General features: G+C 44.2%; 18 protein-coding genes and 2 tRNA genes. 11 read left to right on the forward strand and 9 right to left on the reverse strand.

The window, feature by feature from the left end; translation table 11 throughout:
• Window positions 1–107 precede the first annotated feature (107 nt).
• The 4 genes from A3CY_RS0105020 (at window position 108) to tpx (ending at window position 2,826) form a co-directional block, all read left to right on the forward strand.
• Window positions 108–1,226: a DEAD/DEAH box helicase gene (locus A3CY_RS0105020; protein ID WP_026207323.1), complete on the forward strand. Its 1,119-nt coding sequence runs from the start codon at window positions 108–110 to the stop codon at window positions 1,224–1,226.
• Window positions 1,227–1,311: 85 nt separating this feature from the next.
• Entirely contained in the window at window positions 1,312–1,770 is a 459-nt protein-coding gene (locus tag A3CY_RS0105025; protein ID WP_018336813.1) for a cold-shock protein, read from the forward strand.
• Between the two features lie 71 nt (window positions 1,771–1,841).
• On the forward strand, window positions 1,842–2,051 hold the full coding sequence (locus A3CY_RS0105030; protein ID WP_018336814.1) for a hypothetical protein: 210 nt from the start codon (window positions 1,842–1,844) through the stop codon (window positions 2,049–2,051).
• Between the two features lie 274 nt (window positions 2,052–2,325).
• The gene (gene tpx / locus A3CY_RS0105035; protein WP_018336815.1) at window positions 2,326–2,826 is read left to right on the forward strand and encodes a thiol peroxidase; all 501 of its coding nucleotides are present in this window, start codon (window positions 2,326–2,328) and stop codon (window positions 2,824–2,826) included.
• Window positions 2,827–2,858: 32 nt separating this feature from the next.
• Here tpx and A3CY_RS0105040 read toward each other — a convergent pair whose 3' ends face one another.
• Together A3CY_RS0105040 and A3CY_RS20270 are read right to left on the reverse strand one after the other, a co-directional pair.
• Window positions 2,859–4,235 carry a tryptophanase gene (locus A3CY_RS0105040; protein ID WP_018336816.1) on the reverse strand — a complete coding sequence of 459 codons (1,377 nt, stop codon included), beginning with the start codon at window positions 4,233–4,235 and terminating at the stop codon, window positions 2,859–2,861.
• Window positions 4,236–4,484: 249 nt separating this feature from the next.
• Window positions 4,485–5,789, reverse strand: a complete 1,305-nt coding sequence (locus A3CY_RS20270; protein WP_018336817.1) for a DEAD/DEAH box helicase — start codon at window positions 5,787–5,789, stop codon at window positions 4,485–4,487.
• 234 nt (window positions 5,790–6,023) lie between these two features.
• Between A3CY_RS20270 and A3CY_RS0105050 the strand changes: the two genes are divergently transcribed.
• Window positions 6,024–6,272 carry a hypothetical protein gene (locus A3CY_RS0105050; RefSeq protein WP_018336818.1) on the forward strand — a complete coding sequence of 83 codons (249 nt, stop codon included), beginning with the start codon at window positions 6,024–6,026 and terminating at the stop codon, window positions 6,270–6,272.
• A gap of 150 nt (window positions 6,273–6,422) precedes the next feature.
• Window positions 6,423–7,601, forward strand: coding sequence for a class I SAM-dependent rRNA methyltransferase (locus A3CY_RS0105055; RefSeq protein ID WP_018336819.1), 1,179 nt, complete (start codon window positions 6,423–6,425; stop codon window positions 7,599–7,601).
• A gap of 34 nt (window positions 7,602–7,635) precedes the next feature.
• Here the strand turns inward: A3CY_RS0105055 and glmM are convergent, their stop codons facing one another.
• Both glmM and gcvH read right to left on the reverse strand, forming a co-directional pair.
• The gene (gene glmM, locus A3CY_RS0105060) at window positions 7,636–9,018 is read right to left on the reverse strand and encodes a phosphoglucosamine mutase (RefSeq protein WP_026207324.1); all 1,383 of its coding nucleotides are present in this window, start codon (window positions 9,016–9,018) and stop codon (window positions 7,636–7,638) included.
• Between the two features lie 179 nt (window positions 9,019–9,197).
• On the reverse strand, window positions 9,198–9,572 hold the full coding sequence (gene gcvH / locus A3CY_RS0105065) for a glycine cleavage system protein GcvH (protein ID WP_018336821.1): 375 nt from the start codon (window positions 9,570–9,572) through the stop codon (window positions 9,198–9,200).
• Between the two features lie 299 nt (window positions 9,573–9,871).
• On the opposite strand from gcvH, the gene A3CY_RS0105070 reads away from it, so the two are divergent.
• A tRNA-Asp gene (locus tag A3CY_RS0105070) sits at window positions 9,872–9,945 on the forward strand.
• Between the two features lie 20 nt (window positions 9,946–9,965).
• Window positions 9,966–10,039 (forward strand) — tRNA-Asp (locus A3CY_RS0105075).
• 96 nt (window positions 10,040–10,135) lie between these two features.
• Here the strand turns inward: A3CY_RS0105075 and A3CY_RS0105080 are convergent.
• From A3CY_RS0105080 to A3CY_RS0105090, 3 genes are all read right to left on the reverse strand, one after another.
• Window positions 10,136–10,885, reverse strand: a complete 750-nt coding sequence (locus tag A3CY_RS0105080; RefSeq protein ID WP_018336822.1) for a GNAT family N-acetyltransferase — start codon at window positions 10,883–10,885, stop codon at window positions 10,136–10,138.
• Window positions 10,886–11,063: 178 nt separating this feature from the next.
• Complete coding sequence (gene rsgA / locus A3CY_RS0105085; RefSeq protein WP_018336823.1) at window positions 11,064–12,119, reverse strand: ribosome small subunit-dependent GTPase A; 1,056 nt, start codon at window positions 12,117–12,119, stop codon at window positions 11,064–11,066.
• Entirely contained in the window at window positions 12,116–12,895 is a 780-nt protein-coding gene (locus tag A3CY_RS0105090) for a class I SAM-dependent methyltransferase (RefSeq protein WP_018336824.1), read from the reverse strand. The genes rsgA and A3CY_RS0105090 overlap by 4 nt, the downstream gene beginning before the upstream one ends.
• A 512-nt stretch (window positions 12,896–13,407) precedes the next feature.
• On the opposite strand from A3CY_RS0105090, the gene A3CY_RS0105095 reads away from it, so the two are divergent.
• The 3 genes from A3CY_RS0105095 to A3CY_RS0105105 all read left to right on the forward strand — a co-directional run bounded on the left by A3CY_RS0105095 (window position 13,408) and on the right by A3CY_RS0105105 (window position 16,608).
• Window positions 13,408–14,469, forward strand: a complete 1,062-nt coding sequence (locus tag A3CY_RS0105095) for an NAD(P)H-dependent flavin oxidoreductase (protein ID WP_018336825.1) — start codon at window positions 13,408–13,410, stop codon at window positions 14,467–14,469.
• Between the two features lie 208 nt (window positions 14,470–14,677).
• Window positions 14,678–16,027: an MATE family efflux transporter gene (locus tag A3CY_RS0105100; protein ID WP_018336826.1), complete on the forward strand. Its 1,350-nt coding sequence runs from the start codon at window positions 14,678–14,680 to the stop codon at window positions 16,025–16,027.
• On the forward strand, window positions 16,024–16,608 hold the full coding sequence (locus tag A3CY_RS0105105) for a Crp/Fnr family transcriptional regulator (protein ID WP_018336827.1): 585 nt from the start codon (window positions 16,024–16,026) through the stop codon (window positions 16,606–16,608). Before A3CY_RS0105100 ends, A3CY_RS0105105 begins: the two co-directional genes overlap by 4 nt.
• Here the strand turns inward: A3CY_RS0105105 and A3CY_RS0105110 are convergent.
• Entirely contained in the window at window positions 16,605–17,207 is a 603-nt protein-coding gene (locus A3CY_RS0105110; protein ID WP_018336828.1) for a hypothetical protein, read from the reverse strand. The genes A3CY_RS0105105 and A3CY_RS0105110 overlap by 4 nt on opposite strands.
• A 6-nt stretch (window positions 17,208–17,213) precedes the next feature.
• A complete protein-coding gene (locus tag A3CY_RS0105115; protein WP_018336829.1) occupies window positions 17,214–17,645 on the reverse strand; it encodes a Fur family transcriptional regulator in 432 nt (143 codons plus the stop codon).
• Window positions 17,646–17,647 lie beyond the last annotated feature (2 nt).

Below are 17,647 nucleotides of genomic sequence, written 5' to 3' on the forward strand. Positions count from 1 at the left end.
TCGTTTCACTTAAGACAAAGAATTATAAAGATTCAGACTTTCTCTTTTCGAGACAGCCGGGTCTTTGATTATTAAACCGCCACTTAAACATGGCACAAATAACAGATATGACATTTAAAGAATTAAATATAACCGAGCCTATTTTAAAAGCAATAGAAGAAAAAGGATATATTACACCGACGCCTATTCAGGAAGCAGCTATTCCTGCCGCATTAGCAAAAAGGGACATTTTAGGTTGTGCACAAACAGGAACAGGAAAAACCGCCTCGTTTGCCATACCCATTATCCAACATTTAGAAAAAGAGAGAAGCAACCGGAAAGAAATCAAGGCTTTGATTTTAACTCCCACGCGTGAACTCGCCCTACAAATCAGCGAGTGCATCGATGATTACGCAAAATATACCCGAGTACGTCATGGAGTCATATTCGGTGGAGTAAAACAAGGTCCGCAAGTAAGCACCCTGCAAAGAGGCATCGACATACTTGTCGCAACCCCGGGACGTCTGCTCGATTTGATGAGCCAGGGATACATCCATTTAGACTGTATCCAATATTTTGTACTCGACGAGGCTGACCGTATGCTGGACATGGGATTCATCCACGACATCAAACGGATACTACCCAAACTACCGAAAGACAAACAAACGCTGTTCTTCTCGGCAACCATGCCGCCCTCGATCGTTTCGCTCACGAACTCGTTACTAAGGAACCCGGTTAAAATAAATATCACACCCGAGTCTCCCACGGTGGAAGCTATCGAGCAATTTATCTATTTCGTGGAGAAGAAAGAAAAGGGACAATTGTTGATTTCACTTTTGCGGAAAAACAAGAATCAATCGGTACTCATTTTTTCACGCACGAAGCATAACGCCGATAAAATTGTCCGGGTATTAAGCAAAGCCGGCATTGGAAGCCAGGCAATCCACGGTAATAAAAGTCAAAATGCAAGACAACAGGCATTAGGCAATTTCAAATCGGGAAAAACACGAGTTATGGTTGCCACGGACATCGCTTCCAGGGGAATTGACATCGACGAATTACCACTCGTGATTAACTATGACCTACCCGACGTACCGGAAACCTACGTGCATCGCATCGGGCGTACCGGAAGAGCTGGACGTGCCGGCACCGCCCTAACCTTTTGCTCGGAAGAAGAACGCAAACTGGTAAATAGTATTCAAAACCTAACAGGCAAAAAACTCTGTAAAGCTGAATATTCAGCCTGAAAAAGGGAAACGCCCCGATAGTACAGCGTTTCCCCAATATTAAAAATAATTCATAAACAATTAGTACAAATTAAAATCAGATTAAATGGCAAAACCCACAACATTTGGTAAACGAGAAAACGAAAAGAAAAAACAAGCCCGACGACTTGAAAAACAAAAGAGAAAAGAAGAAAGAAAACAATCCGGTAAAGCGAACGGCTTTGAGGATATGATTGCTTACGTTGATGAAAACGGCAGAATCACAATGACACCCCCGGAAGAAAGAGAACAGGAAACGGAAATAAATCAGGAGGAAATCATGATATCGACTCCTAAACAAGAAAAAGAGGAAACACCCGTTCTCAGGGGGCGCATAGAACATTTCAACACGTCAAAAGGCTATGGTTTTATCAAAGATCTCGCGGGAACAGACAAATATTTTTTCCATGTGAACGATACGTCCACGGCTATTTCTGAAAACGACATTGTTACATTCGACCTCGCACGTGGTAAAAGAGGCATGAACGCAGTCAATATTTGCCTTGAAAACAAATCGGCAAGCTAATGTATGTAATATCCAAGAATATATCCTCCTTTCGAGGAGGATAATTATAACACGATGAATAAATTCAAAACATGAAAAAGAGTAATTTTATCGGTTCCGAGATGAGTTCATCTAATCAATCGTCAGAGAACGTACTGAAAGAGTACAAGAAAAAAGTAGGTAAGGTCATTTATGTTGCCATTAGTGCACGGACAACCATCGAGTTACCGGCTGATCTAACCCAAGAAGAAATAGATACTCGTGTAGAACACTACAAAAAGCTACACCCCTCGAGAATATAATCGAGAGCCCAAAGATTCATCATACGCTAAAAAGATACGTTTTCCGTTCGTCACGGTTAACTGTAGATCATATTGCCTGATAATCGAGACCTTCTATCAACATCTTCTAAACTCCGGGATACAAGAGAAATATTATTTCATTCTTGAACAATTATTACAAACTTTTTTAACGAATGCCCGTAGAAGAAAATGTAAAATTTCTCTTTGCGAAACAAGAATTAAAATTATACATTTGAAGATAGATATTAAGTCAAACATTTAAATTTAAAACACTATGGCAAAAGTAACACTTGCTGGCAACAGCATAAACACGAAAGGTAACTTACCTTCAGTTGGTTCCGTGGCTCCTGATTTCAAATTGGTGAAGACGGATTTGTCTGAATTGACATTAGCCAGCGAAAAGGGCAAACGTGTTGTTCTAAATATTTTCCCGAGTCTTGACACCAGTGTATGTGCAACTTCCGTGCGTACTTTCAATAAATTAGCCGCCGAGATGAAAAACACGGTGGTACTCGCTATTTCCAAAGACCTGCCGTTCGCCCACGCCCGTTTCTGCACGACGGAAGGCATCGACAAGGTAATTCCGCTATCTGCATTCAGAGATCACGCCTTCGGGGAAAAATACGGTGTTGAAATGGTAGACGGACCGTTAGCCGGATTATTAGCTCGTTCGGTAGTTGTTATCGACGAAAACGGAAAGATCATTTACGAGGAACTTGTTCCGGAGATCACTCACGAACCGAATTACGACGCCGCATTGGCAAGTTTGAAGTAAAAAGAAGGGAAGCTAAATGCTTCCCTTTCTTGTTATTTAGCACGCTCTAGTTGAACGGTAAAGTGACGCATTAACGGTGCTTCCCATGTAATCTGGAAACCACGAGTAATCTGCTCACGACGATCAAATACATTTTTCAAAGCAACGGCAATCACATCCATATGATTATTCGTGTACACTCTTCTCGGGATAGCCAGACGGAGAAGATCCAAGCCCCCGAAACGGTTTTCGCGAGTCACCGGATCACGGTCAGCCAAGATATAACCGATCTCGCAACCACGAATACCAGCTTCCAAGTACAATTCCACGGTCAAAGTCTGTGCCGGAAATTCTTCTTTCGGAACATGAGTCAACACTTTCGGAGCATCAATAAACAAGGCATGACCACCGGCAGGACGTTGATAAGGAATTCCGAATTCATCCAAACGTTTTGCCAGATACTCTACTTGTTTGATACGAGTTTCAAGGTTATCGAACTCGGTATTTTCATCCAAACCGATAGCCAAAGCGTTCATATCGCGACCATTCATACCGCCATAAGTCAAGTAACCCTCGAACTGTACGCAGAAACCTTTAGCTCCCTCGAACCAATCCTGGTGACGAGTAGCAATGAAACCTCCCATATTCACGATAGCGTCTTTCTTGGCACTCATCGTCATACCGTCGGCGTTATCAAACATCTCTTTCACAATCTCTTTGATCGTCTTGTCTTGATAACCTTCCTCGCGAGTTTTGATGAAATAAGCATTCTCAGCAAAACGGGCAGAGTCGAACAATACACGTTTGCCATATTTATCAGCGATAGCACGTACTTCCTTGATATTCTTCATGGAAACAGGTTGTCCTCCTGCCGTATTATTCGTAACCGTCACGATAATGAACGGGATTTTGTCAGCGTGTTCAGCCAACACCTTCTCCAATTTCTTCGGATCAAGATTTCCTTTGAACGGCACTTCCAACTGGGTGTCTTTTGCCTCATCGATTGTCACGTCCCAAGCGATAGCCTTACGTCCCTCGATATGCCCTTTCGTGGTATCGAAGTGAGAGTTACCCGGTACGATATCGCCTTCTTTTACCAAATAAGAGAAAAGCACGTTTTCTGCCGCACGTCCCTGATGAGTGGGAATGATGTAATCAAAACCTGTCAAACGGGTAATCATATTTTTCAGATTGAAGAAAGAAGATGCCCCTGCATAACTTTCATCACCCAACATGATGCCAGCCCATTGGCGATCGCTCATGGAACCGGTTCCCGAGTCAGTTAATAAATCGATATACACTTGATCGGCACGCAACTGAAACACGTTATAGTGTGCCTCTTTGATCCATTGTTCTCTCTCTTCACGAGTACTTTTACGAATGGGTTCTACCATTTTGATTTTCCAAGATTCCGCGAAAGGTAATTCCATAATCTTTAAACTTTAAATAGTTAATGATATAAATAAATTATAATATGATCTCAAATAAAATACCCCCGATGTTATCGAGTGAAGTAAAAAATAAGGAGGTACAAAAGACCGCCACCTTTACCGAACGAAGGTGTCGCGCTTCTTAATGTTTAAGAAAAGTTTACTTACTAATATGACGCTCTTGTCTTTCATCGAAGCAAAATTGGGAAAAATAAAAAAAAAGACCAAGAAAATCTTGATCTTTTTTTATTATTTCTTCTTTTTCTTCGCGTTCCGCTTCCGCATCACGTTCCGGCGATTGTCTTCCGCCGTGTAACTATTTTTAGCTTTCTTCACGTGGAAAGCTCCCCCTCCTTGCGGTCGTCCCTGCTGGTACACGATATTGTTCGTCTGCACTTGCTCCTCATCCAACAGCAATTGAGAGATTTCCAGCTTCTCCGGCAAATCCAAAATCTCCACGTTCTGGTTAATCAACCGCTCGATATCAGTAAACCGGTCTTCCTCGATCTCCGACACGAAACTGATAGCCACACCCTCTTTTCCCGCACGAGCAGTACGACCAATACGGTGCACGTACTCCTCCGCCAAAGAAGGGATATCGAAATTAATCACGTGCGACACGTCCTGCACGTCGATACCGCGAGCCGCCACGTCCGAAGCCACCAGAATACGGGTTTCTTCTTCCTTGAAAGCACGCAATGCGTTCAATCGGGTATTCTGCGCCTTGTTCGAGTGTATTACGCTCAACTCTCCTTTCCAGTGATCCGCCAGACGTTCCACGATGCGGTCGGCATTCTTCTTCGTTTCGGTGAATACCATGACTTTCTTGTAAGTATCCTTATCCGCAAGTAAAAGTTTCAACAAATTGATCTTTGTTGAGATATTCGGCACATCATAGCGGAATTGCTCCACGTGTTCAACTGGCGTAGCCTGACGGGCAACCTCTACACGTACCGGATCCTTCAAGAAATCACTTGCCAAACACCCTACAGCCTCGGAAAATGTAGCAGAAAACAACATCGTCTGAAGTTTCTCGGGCAATACCTCGAATATACTTTTCAATTGTGGAAGAAAACCCAAATCCATCAAACGGTCTGCTTCATCCACCACAACTGTTTTAATCATTTTTGTCCGGATTATACCATTATAATATATATCCATGAAACGTCCCGGCGTGGCAACTAATAAATCGACACCCTCAAACACCTTATCCTGTTGTGTCCGTATGTTCGTACCACCATACACGCCCACGCAACGAATATCCATATATTCCGTCAACAACTCAACACTCTCGCACACTTGCACCACCAACTCCCGCGTGGGTACAACAACCAGCGCTCTCGGCACTAACCCTTGCGCGTAATGCAATTTCATCAACATCGGGATCAGGTAAGCCAGCGTCTTCCCCGTACCCGTCTGCGCTATACCAATTAAGTCTTTCCCGGACCGACTGACCGAGAATACTTCTTCTTGGATAGGTGTCGGATTCTCGAACCCAGCCTCTTCCAACGCCATTAATATCTGCTTACTTATATTCAAGTCTTGAAATCCCATACGTATCTTGTTTAAGTCTATGTACCGCAAAGGTACAAAAAAGTCGTCACTTGACAGAAACAAATTTATTTATAAAATAAATTGTATCTAAATATCACAAATATTTCTCTCACAATCAGCAGGATATAAAGAAACACTTTTGAAACAAAAAGCAACGAAAACGATTTCTGATTTGGTTTTATCAAAATAATGTTCTAAATTTATTGCAGGTAAAACCTCTAAAATTACTACGCTATGACTTATACTATTACTTTTAACGAGTTAAGGAAGATCAAAGACATGTTACCCCACGGAAGTATGCAAACTATTGCAGAGGACTTGGGTATCAGTACTGACACAGTGCGTAACTACTTCGGAGCCGATAATTATGACAACGGAGGTTCTAGTGCCGGAATTCACGTGGAGCAAGGACCGGACGGAGGGTTGGTAGTCTTGGATGACACAGCCATTCTAGATAAGGCGAAAGAGCTCCTGAACGTGTAACAAAAAAAATTTAGTACCGGGAATAGTCGAAAAAACGTTCCCGGTATTTTTTTACCGCTTTTTTATCTACTTTTGCAACGGCAAATCATGGGATTAACCTGTAACCTGCCAACCTGTAACTTGTAACGTCGCACAGCGACACAAAATAATATGAGCAAAATAGTTCTAAAAGCCGGTAAAGAGAGGTCTTTGTATAGACTTCACCCGTGGGTATTCTCGGGCGCCATCGCCAAAAAAGACAATGACATCCAAGAAGGAGATATTGTGAAAGTATATAACCACGACAACGAGTTCATTGCCATTGGGCATTACCAAATCGGGAGTATTGCCGTGCGTGTACTCAGTTTCAAGGAAGAACCTATCGATTACCCTTTTTGGGTAGAGCGTATCCGCCAAGCTTACCATACGCGAGTTGCCATCGGGTTGGCAACCTCCCCGAACAACAATGTCTACCGTTTGATACACGGCGAGGGGGATGACCTTTCCGGGTTGATCGTGGATTATTACGCCGGGGTTGCCGTGGTACAATTCCACACCGTGGGAATGTACAGAGTGAGAGAGGAAATCGCCAAAGCCATCCTTGAAGTTATGGGCGACAAGATCATCGCCATATATGACAAATCGGAAGGTACCCTCCCCTATAAGGCGGGTCTGAATCCCGAGAACGGTTACTTGTACGGACATACCGACAACTTCACTGCTATTGAAAATGGTCTGAAATTCAACGTGGACTGGCTGGAAGGACAAAAGACCGGATTCTTCATCGACCAACGGGAAAACCGTAGCCTCTTGGAACAATACGCCCGGGAAAAAAATGTCCTCAATATGTTCTGTTACACGGGAGGATTCTCCTTCTACGCCATGCGCGGCGGAGCAAAACTCGTTCACTCGGTAGACGCCTCGGCACGAGCCATCGAGTTAACCAACCAAAACGTGGAATTGAACTTTCCGAACGACACTCGGCACGAGGCTTTCGTGGAAGATGCCTTTAAATTCCTTGAACAATCATACAATAAATACGATCTCATCATCCTTGATCCCCCGGCATTCGCCAAACACCAGAAAGTATTGGACAACGCCATCCAAGGATACAAGAAACTCAACCGTAAAGGTATTGAAGTCGTGAAACCGGGCGGTATTATCTTCACCTTCTCTTGTTCACAAGTGATGACCAAAGACCTGTTCCGTCAAACCGTATTCACGGCAGCAGCAAACACTGGACGCAAGGTCAAGATACTGCACCAATTGACTCAACCTGCCGATCACCCGATCAGCATCTATCACCCCGAAGGGGAGTATTTAAAGGGATTAGTATTGTACGTGGAATAAAAAATAGGGAGCTATTTTAAGCTCCCTTTCTATTTTAATATAAACTCTTTGCTACCTTTATCACCTCTTCTGCCAATTGATTGGCGGCAGCTTCGTCTTTCGATTCGGAATAAATGCGGATGATCGGCTCTGTGTTTGATTTCCGCAGGTGTACCCACCCGTCTTTAAAATCAATTTTCACACCGTCAATATCCGTGATCTCTTCCGAGGCATATTTTTGCTTCAATCCTTCCAGAATCTTGTCAACATTCATTTCAGGAGAAAGCGTCAGCTTATTCTTCGAGATAAAATACTGTGGATAAGTGGCTTTCAATGCTGTCATGCTTTTTCCTTCCGCCACGAAATGAGAAAGGAACAGACCAACTCCTACCAAGGCATCGCGACCGTAATGGCTTTCCGGGTAGATCACCCCCCCGTTACCTTCACCACCGATCACGGTATGTGTTTCTTTCATTTTGGTTACCACGTTTACCTCACCCACGGCAGCAGCACAATATTTCTGACCGTGAGCCAACGTCACGTCACGCAATGCACGAGACGAAGAAAGATTGGAAACCGTGTTTCCCGGCGTGTGTTTCAACACGTAATCGGCAACAGCAACTAAGGTGTATTCCTCTACGAACATCTCCCCGTTCTCGCAAACCAAAGCAAGACGATCCACGTCCGGGTCAACCACTATACCAAGGTCTGCGCCACACTCCTTAATCTTTTCAGAAATCTGGGTCAAGTTCTCCGGTATTGGTTCCGGGTTATGCGCAAAGCGTCCCGTCGGTTCGCAATTCAATTCAACAATCTCTTTCACTCCCAACGCTTTCAACAAAGCAGGGATGACAATTCCTCCCACGGAATTTACCGCATCAACCACGACTTTCAAGTTAGCTTTGGCAATAGCTTCCCGGTTTACCAACTTCAAATCCAACACATGTTGAATATGGTAATCCGTGTAATCTTTGCGAGTAATAGTACCCAAATCATCCACTTCGGCATACTCGAAAGATTCCTGTTCTGCCATTTGAAGCACTTGTGCCCCATCTTCGGCGGACAAGAACTCACCGCAGTTATTCAGTAACTTCAAAGCATTCCATTGCTTCGGGTTATGACTAGCGGTCAAAATAATTCCCCCGTCAGCACCTTCTGCTGTAACGGCAATCTCTGTTGTCGGCGTGGTTGCCAAACCGATATTCACCACGTCATGTCCCAAACCGGACAAAGTAGCTTCTACCAGCTTCGCGTACATATCTCCCGAAATTCGAGCATCACGTCCTAACACGATCTTCGCCCTTTCCTTCCCGGCTCCGATTTTCAGCCACGTAGCATAAGCAGATACAAATTTCACAATATCCAGAGGCGTGAGGTTATCTCCCGGGCGACCGCCAACCGTTCCTCTGATACCGGATATAGATTTTATTAAAGTCATCGTAAAGCAATTGAAAATTGAAAATTGAAAATTGAAAATTGAAAATTGAAAATTGAAAATGCGCAATGCATATCCAATCCGACTTTCAATCGTTAAATCATTAAATCAGGAAATAAAAAAGAACTGTATCCATTACCCCAAAGAGATAACGCATACAGTTCCCGTCTTATCAAATAAAATTAGATAGATGCCTTATAAGCGTCAGCGCTCAACAAACCGTCTAATTGTGACTCATCACCAACTTTTACTTTGATAATCCAACCTTTTCCGTAAGGATCTTTGTTTACCAAGTCGGGTTGGTCTTCCAATTCAGAGTTAAACTCCAAAACCTCTCCGGCAACAGGCATATACAAGTCAGAAACAGTCTTTACTGCCTCGATACTTCCGAAAGTATCACCAGCTTCCAGTTCATCACCTTCTGTTTCAACTTCAACAAATACAATATCGCCTAATTGACTTTGTGCATAGTCAGTAATTCCAACATATGCTTCTTCACCCTCAACACGAATCCATTCGTGTTCTTTAGTGTACTTTAATTCTGCAGGTACGTTCATTATCTTATAAGTTAATTTAAATTTGACAATTATTGTAAGCCACAAATATAAGCAAAAATTTAAACTCCAATAACAGAAACTCAAATTTTAGAGATGATTTATCGTTTTTGTTATTAATTCTTTCATTTTCAACAAGAATCTCCCGTATCCCTTTGCCTGCAAGCGTTCCGGGAACCCATCAACTTTAATTAAAACGCATTTTTTTTCTATTTTTCGGTAGCAAAATATTGCACAATAAGAAAAACTACCTATCTTTGCACCGCAATTGAGAACAACAGCGGTTGTTTGATGCAAAAAAAGGTTCGGTAGTTCAGCTGGTTAGAATACATGCCTGTCACGCATGGGGTCGCGGGTTCGAGTCCCGTCCGAACCGCCTTTTTTGGGAAACATTTTGGTCTGGTAGTTCAGCTGGTTAGAATACATGCCTGTCACGCATGGGGTCGCGGGTTCGAGTCCCGTCCAGACCGCAAAACTCCTGTTAATCTTGATTAGCGGGAGTTTTGTTTTTACATTCGGTTTACTGTTTTAAAACACGTTCTCGTAATCGACGGGGAAAAGCCGAGTTATTTTTTGAGTATCCTCTCCAAGTAAGTAATGTCCAGCAAATTCACCGTTTCAAAATAGCCTTTATAGAACACTCCCCAATTATTGAAAACACAAGGTAATTCCTTCGCTTTTTGTAGTGAATCCACTTGAATTAAAGATGCCGGAATGCAATACATTTCACAGTATTGCTTTATTATCTCCATTTTTTGATAGATATATGGGCATTGCATATCATAATAGATAGTTAGTTCTTTGCTCTCTATCTTCTGTTTCTTGGCATTAGGAGCGAACTTTGGTGTTGTCCCGTCAAAAGAAAGCGCAAACAATTCATACCCGTTATCGGTAGTATCGACTACCTCGAAGCCAAACTTCTTCGCGAATGCCTGGTCGGAAAGCCAAGATTTTTGCTTTTTCGTCCCGAGCATACAAACGCCGGATTTACCTTTTTCTTTAGCATCAGCCAAACAATACTCCATCAGTGATTTCCCATACCCTTTTCCTTTGTCACTCCCGGCAACCCACAAACAATACAGATAATAATAATTATCACCGATCACAGGAACCCAAGCTGTTTCAAGAGGAGCATATTCAATAAAAACCGTGGCTTTTGCGTTTAACTTTCTGAAAACATGACCTTCATTCAGCCGATCTGAAAGCCATTGCCGTTTTGCCTCGATACCTTGATGAGCCTTTTTACTGCGGATAATACAGCATAAATGCTCGGTGGCAAGGTTTTCTGTTGTTAAGTTTACAAAATCAGTATTCATGTGCACTCTCCCTCCAAACTTAGATATTCAACCGATTGTAATCGCATTATTCTATTCAAGCACAAATGTAATGAATTTAAATCAATTCTTTAAAGAATCTCGTTCAGACCACAACACAAAACTGAAAGAGATAACAGTGCGGTATTCCCGTACAAAGAATACCGACACTGTTTGAAAGCTAGAAATTCGCTTTACGTTTCTTCACCTCGTCCACGAGTTTTGAAAAAGATTTATCTCTTTTACGTTTTTCATGTTCCGAAGTAGAGAAGTGCCACGCTTCCCGGCGAAGTTTCAAGTAACTCTCGTAAACTTTACGATCCAGCACCCCGCTGTTCACCGCTTCTAGAACGGCACAACCCGGCTCGTTAATATGCTCGCAGTCCCTGAAACGACACGAGCCTGCATAATCGGAAATATCCAGTACTTCTGCAAGTGAACCGGGCTCATCAATAGCCAAGCCAAACTCCCGGACACCCGGGGTGTCTATCAAAACACCCGCCCCGTCCATCAACACCATTTCCCGGCGGGTCGACGTGTGCCGACCTTTTCCCGTGGAAAGGCTCGTGTCGGACGTGAGCAATACCGATTTCTCGCAAAGCGCATTGACCAAAGAACTTTTCCCAACACCCGAAGAACCAACAAACACAACCGTTTCACCTTCCGATATGAATTCTCGCAACTGAGAAATTGTCTGCGGCTGATGAATACTCGTGAAAAACACGGGCACCTGACAGGCAATGTGTTTCATCTGTTCCTCAATTTTGAGCCTGTCAAAACTTAAATCGGCTTTATTAAGCACTAACACGGGATGGATACTTTCTTCCAATACCTGAACCATAAAACGTTCTGCCCGGCGGACATTGAAGTTATCATCCAGACTTTGCACGATAAATGCCTTATCAACATAGGAAGCGATGGCTTGCTTATCGGCAACCGTCCCGCTCTTCTTGCGATACAGCGTCCGTTCTCGGGGTAACATATCGACGATAATTCCTTTATTCTCGTCGAATGATTGAAAAATGACCCAATCTCCTGTACAGGGTAATTCGAAATCCGATTTCCCATACATCATATTTCCCGTTAGTTCACACTGCAACAGCCCGTTCTCGGAAATAACCTCGTAACACGTCCGGTGTACGATGGATACACGACCACGGGCGAGAGTGCTGTACGCGGATGCCTGTTTCAGTTGGTTTAAATTGTCATTCCAACCATAAATATTCAAATCAATCATAGCTCTACCTTTTTCGCGATAAAAAATACATAGCCGTAGAATTCTTTATACTTGCGGTACAATTCTTCTTCACGAGGTTGAAGTGCCATGAATTCTTCGGCAGCTTTATTCCCTGCATATTTATCAAGGAATATCTCCCGGGCTGCTTCTTTTCGAGCGAAATAATGCTCTGTCCAGCAATTTTCCGGTAGAATAAAAGTAGCAACGGGAATATATCCCGCTTTCTGTATCCGGGCGACTTGATTGGGGATTGTATCTATTTCGGGATACGCGTCCATCCAGTAATCGTTGATTTCCGCGGGGCGTTCGTCCGTAAACCACGAACTTTCAGAAATGGCAATATACCCGCCTGTTTTCAAATACTTGCGCCACTCGTTCAGTCCCCGTTCAAAACCGATATTATAAATAGCCCCTTCCGACCAGATCAGGTCTAATTCCTCATCCTGAAAAGGAAGATTATCCATCGAACCGACAATACCTTTCATCCTGTCCTGCAAGCCTAGCCGTCCTGCATTACGGTTGAAAATATCGACAAAGCTGGGGAACAAGTCAATGCCCGTAATACTTCCCGGAGCGTGCTGAGCCAATACCATTGTTTGCCCGCCTGTCCCGCAACCGATGTCAGCGATAAGGGATTTGTCGATAAGGTTATCTATAAAACTCAATGCCCGGATTGTCACTTCGGGACTACCGGGTCCCTGACGTTCCATGTTGGAAAAAAACTCGCATATTAAATTAAAATCGAATTCGTGAATTGTTTTATTTTTATCACTCATGATCTATACATATAGGACATACACGTGAAAGTATAACACTTGCTTTCATCGCTGTATGCGGATTAAAAACTAAAAATTATAACAATATAGAAATTACTCCCGGTAAGAATCATCCGAGAGCGAGCGAAGGTACCATCCATACAAGAAATACAAATGGTTTACTACACCAAATCCGATTTAAGTGTTGTTTTTAACATACGGCAAAGATACACAATAATTTATTAGACAGAAAATATATCGCCCAATAAAATAATCATTATAAGAATCAATCGTCAACTTATTTAGCCCTAACTTAGTATAAACTACAAATTTATTATTACCTTTACACCATGAACAGCGTGAGCTTATTCTGATCTTTATCGAAATGTATTTTGTTCGGACACACGACGTCCGATTGGTGTTCATCGTTGAAACAGACCAGTATAGCTTTCTTTTGTTTTAGTAAATAATAGTCCCGGAAGTTTGGTTGACAAACTAAAAAGGACACATGTTAAATATCAACGATGTGTGAAATGAAATCATTTTTTATCGGTAAGTACGAGATCAAATTACCTATTATACAAGGTGGTATGGGTGTCGGTGTATCATTGAACGGACTGGCTTCCGCCGTGGCTAATGAAGGCGGAGTCGGTGTTATCTCGGCAGCGGGATTAGGACTCCTTTACCCTCAATTCAAAGGGAATTATTTGGAAAAATGCATCTTCGGACTCCGGGAAGAACTCCGGAAAGCCCGGGAAAAAACATATGGTGTTATCGGCGTGAATATCATGGTCGCGTTATCGAATTTCTCGGATATGGTGAAAACGGCTATTGCCGAGAAAGCTGACGTGATCTTCGCGGGCGCCGGACTTCCGCTGAACCTGCCCTCTTTCCTCACGAAAGATAGCAAGACGATGCTGGTACCTATCGTATCCTCGTCACGCGCGGCGAAGCTGATCTGCGAGAAATGGTTGACAAACTACAACTATCTCCCCGACGCGCTCGTAGTGGAAGGTCCAAAAGCGGGCGGACACCTAGGGTTCAAGAAGGAACAGATCGAGGACGAGAACTACTCTCTCGAACATTTAATCCCGGAAGTAGTAGAAGTAGCGAAAAGCTACGCCGAACAAAAAAACATCCCGGTAATTGCCGCGGGAGGTATTTCCACGGGTAAAGACATCGCCCGTTTCCTGAAACTCGGTGCCTCGGCTGCACAAATGGGTTCCATCTTCGTGCCGACGGAAGAATGTGATGCTTCTACCGAGTTCAAGGAAGTGTACATCCACTCGGGAGAAAAAGACGTTCGCATCATCCAAAGCCCGGTAGGAATGCCCGGTCGTGCTTTTGACGGGGAATTTATCCAATCGGTTGCCGAGGGTAAAAAGAAGCCGCAATCCTGTCCATTCCATTGCATCAAGACCTGCGATTATACCAAAAGCCCTTATTGTATTATCAAAGCGCTTTACAACGCCGCCATCGGAAACCTCAAGGAAGGTTACGCCTTTGCCGGTCAGAATGCTTATCTGGCGAACAAGATCAGTAGCGTGAAAGAAGTCATAGCGAAACTCAAGGCTGATTTCCTAGCCTTCAGCTAACGTTTCCCGACGAATATACACTTAATTCCCCTCGTACAACTAAAAACCTGAACGAGGGGAATTATTTATTTCGGCAACATCAAGGGAAAACCCGGGGTAATCCCGGGCTTGAAAGAGTGCATTTTCCTGACTTTTTTACCATAGTGATAACTTTTCTCAAAGATAGTAGACCTACCTTTGCAGCCGAAAATAAAAAAACGAATAGATTATGATGCAGGATAGTATTGATTTCGGGACGATGAACATACCCAAGTTATTTCGTAAAATGCTTATTCCTACTTTGTTAGGCATGGTGCTTTCGGCTACCATCACAATCATCGACGGGATATTCGTCGGGCGGGGTGTTGGGAGCGACGCACTGGCGGCGGTAAATATCGTGGCACCGTTCTTCATGCTATCGACGGGGATCGGTCTGATGTTTGGCGTGGGAGCTTCTATCGTGGCTTCCATTCACCTCGCTCACAACAAAATAAAAGTTGCAAGCATAAACGTCACGCAAGCATTCACCGTGTCGTTGAGTCTTACCGTCTTGCTGTGCGCCCTGGTCATGACCTTCAGAACAAACGTGGCTTACCTGCTCGGGAGTTCTGATATGTTGCTTCCTCTCGTGCTGGAATACATGAACTGGATTGTACCTTTCCTTGCCTGCAATATGCTCCTCGGCGTGGGACTATTCATCATTCGCCTCGACGGCTCGCCGACATTCGCCATGTTGTGTAGTGCCATCCCTGCCGCAATAAACCTCGTGCTGGACTACATCTTTGTCTTTCCGTTGGGCTGGGGATTGGCCGGAGCCGCCATGGCCTCCGTGATCTCGGTTGTTGCCGGGAGCATCATGATATTGGTTTACCTGCTCAAGTACAATAAAGTCCTATACCTATACCGCCCGAAATTCTCCTTGAAAAGCATTCGGCTAACCACAAGGAATATCGGGTACATGATAAAATTGGGTTTCTCGGCATTCCTCAATGAGGCAGCCATTGCCTGCATGATGCTCGTCGGCAACTACGTGTTCATCCATTACCTCGGCGAGGACGGCGTGGCTGCTTATAGCGTGGCGTGTTACTGGTTCCCTATCGTGTTTATGGTCAACAACGCCATCGCACAATCCACGCAACCCATCATCAGCTACAACTATGGTGCGGGACAGTGGCTACGGGTGAAACAAGCCTTCCGCCTATCCCTGAAATTTGCCATCACGTGTGGTGCTCTGGCTTGTCTTGTGACTATCGTGCTGTGCCCGGCTGTGGTATCCCTGTTTCTCGGGAGCACGGGAAACGCACGGGAAATCGCCATACAGGGCATCCCCTACTTCGCCCTCGGTTTCTTGTTTTTCGCACTCAATATCGTCTGCATCGGGTACTACCAGAGCCTCGAGAAATTCAAACAAGCGACCTTCTTCACGGTACTCCGGGGAATCGTCCTCATATCCGTGTGTTTCGTGTGCCTCCCGTTCGTTTTGGGCACAAAAGGGATATGGCTTGCCGTACCTTTCGCGGAATTGATTACCTTTGTATGTATAGTATCTTACTATTTACGACAACACTTTAAAGGATGAAGGACATCACTTTTCAGAAAATAATGAGCCGTTTGTCCGCTTCCGAGCAAGAGATCCAAACACTGCTGGAAAACGCAGAGAAGCAATCGTTCACCCACAAGGACATCATTGTACACGAGGGAGAAACGAACAGCAACCTCTATATCATCACTCAAGGTGTATGGCGTGCCTTCACGTTCAAGGACGGTTCGGAAGTCACCCTATGGTTCGCGTCCGAAGGTGAAATAGCTTTCTCCACGTGGGGGTACGCCGCAAATATTCCTTCCCGCCTGAACCTTGAAGTCGTGACGGACAGCGAAGCCTATTGCCTGACAAAAAGTAAACTGGAAGAATTATACAATTCATCCCTGCAATTAGCAAATTTGGGTCGCAAGATACTTGAAAACTTTATGTTGGAAGTCGAAGTATCCTGGTTGGATTCCTATAACCGTACAGCATTCGAACGTTACGTCATACTCCTGCAAAAACAACCGGAAATCATTCAAACCATCCCATTGAAGCACATTGCATCCTACCTGGGGATCACCGCCCAATCCCTTAGCCGGATCAGGGCTCAACTGGCTCGACTAACGTCGATTTAGGGAATCCACTCCACAACCCCCGTCTCCGGGTGTTCTTTTCGCCATGCCATGAAATCCGGGTATGTACGTACACCATCCCGGAGGACTGCCTGGTAATACTCCACGCCCATGATATTCTCGCCATCGGGAGTGGCGTATTTCAATGACAAGATTGTCTCCCGAGTTTCCGGGGTCAAGACCTCCGAGATTCGTTCCGCCATCCGCTCGAAATAACCGTCATAGCAGGAACCGCCCAAAATGTGTATCATATCGATTTGCCACAATTCTCCGTCACGGTCAAGATAATAAGCGTGCCACTCGACACAACACTCATCCGTGTCCAACAAGTCTGCAAACTCGATCCGCTTTATTGCCGGATGCTCTGCCAACCTTGCCATGGCGGCAAAATCATCGGCGAGCACCACCGGGTTGGAATACACGTGAAAATCAATGTCCCGATGTTTCACCAACAACCCCGTTTTCAACGAACCGACCAAACGAGGCTCCACCCCTGCCGACCGCCAAATATCCTCGACTCCCGTGTCTGTTATAATCTCCCACGCCCTATTCTGGTTGCGAAACGCCAATTCTTCAACACGATTTGCACTCATATATTCCATCAACTTTTATCTTTCATCTCCCCTCTCCGCACAATCCTCACACAATCCTTTCAACACGTAATTAATACTCTCCAACGTGAAATGTATGGGTAATTCCACGGTAGGCACGTGTATTTTCCGGAGGCAAAACGTTTTGTGGCAATTGCGGCAATAAAAATGAGCGTGCAGGTCATCAATTGAACAGGTACACTCGTTACTACACACGGAATATTTCAGCGAACCGGAACCATCGTCAATACAATGGATCAAATGATGATCCAAAAAGAGATTGATTGTCCGGAAGATCGTAGACTTATCTACCGTATCCAACTCGTCCTCAAGGTCAAGCAAACTAAATGCCCGAGAGAATCGAAGCATACCTTTCAAGATCAGCAAGCGCATCGCGGTCGGCTTGATACCTCGCCTTTCCAATTTCTCTAAATAATCCGTTTCTTCCATAT

This window comes from Butyricimonas synergistica DSM 23225 (assembly GCF_000379665.1).
GTDB classification, from domain to species: domain Bacteria; phylum Bacteroidota; class Bacteroidia; order Bacteroidales; family Marinifilaceae; genus Butyricimonas; species Butyricimonas synergistica.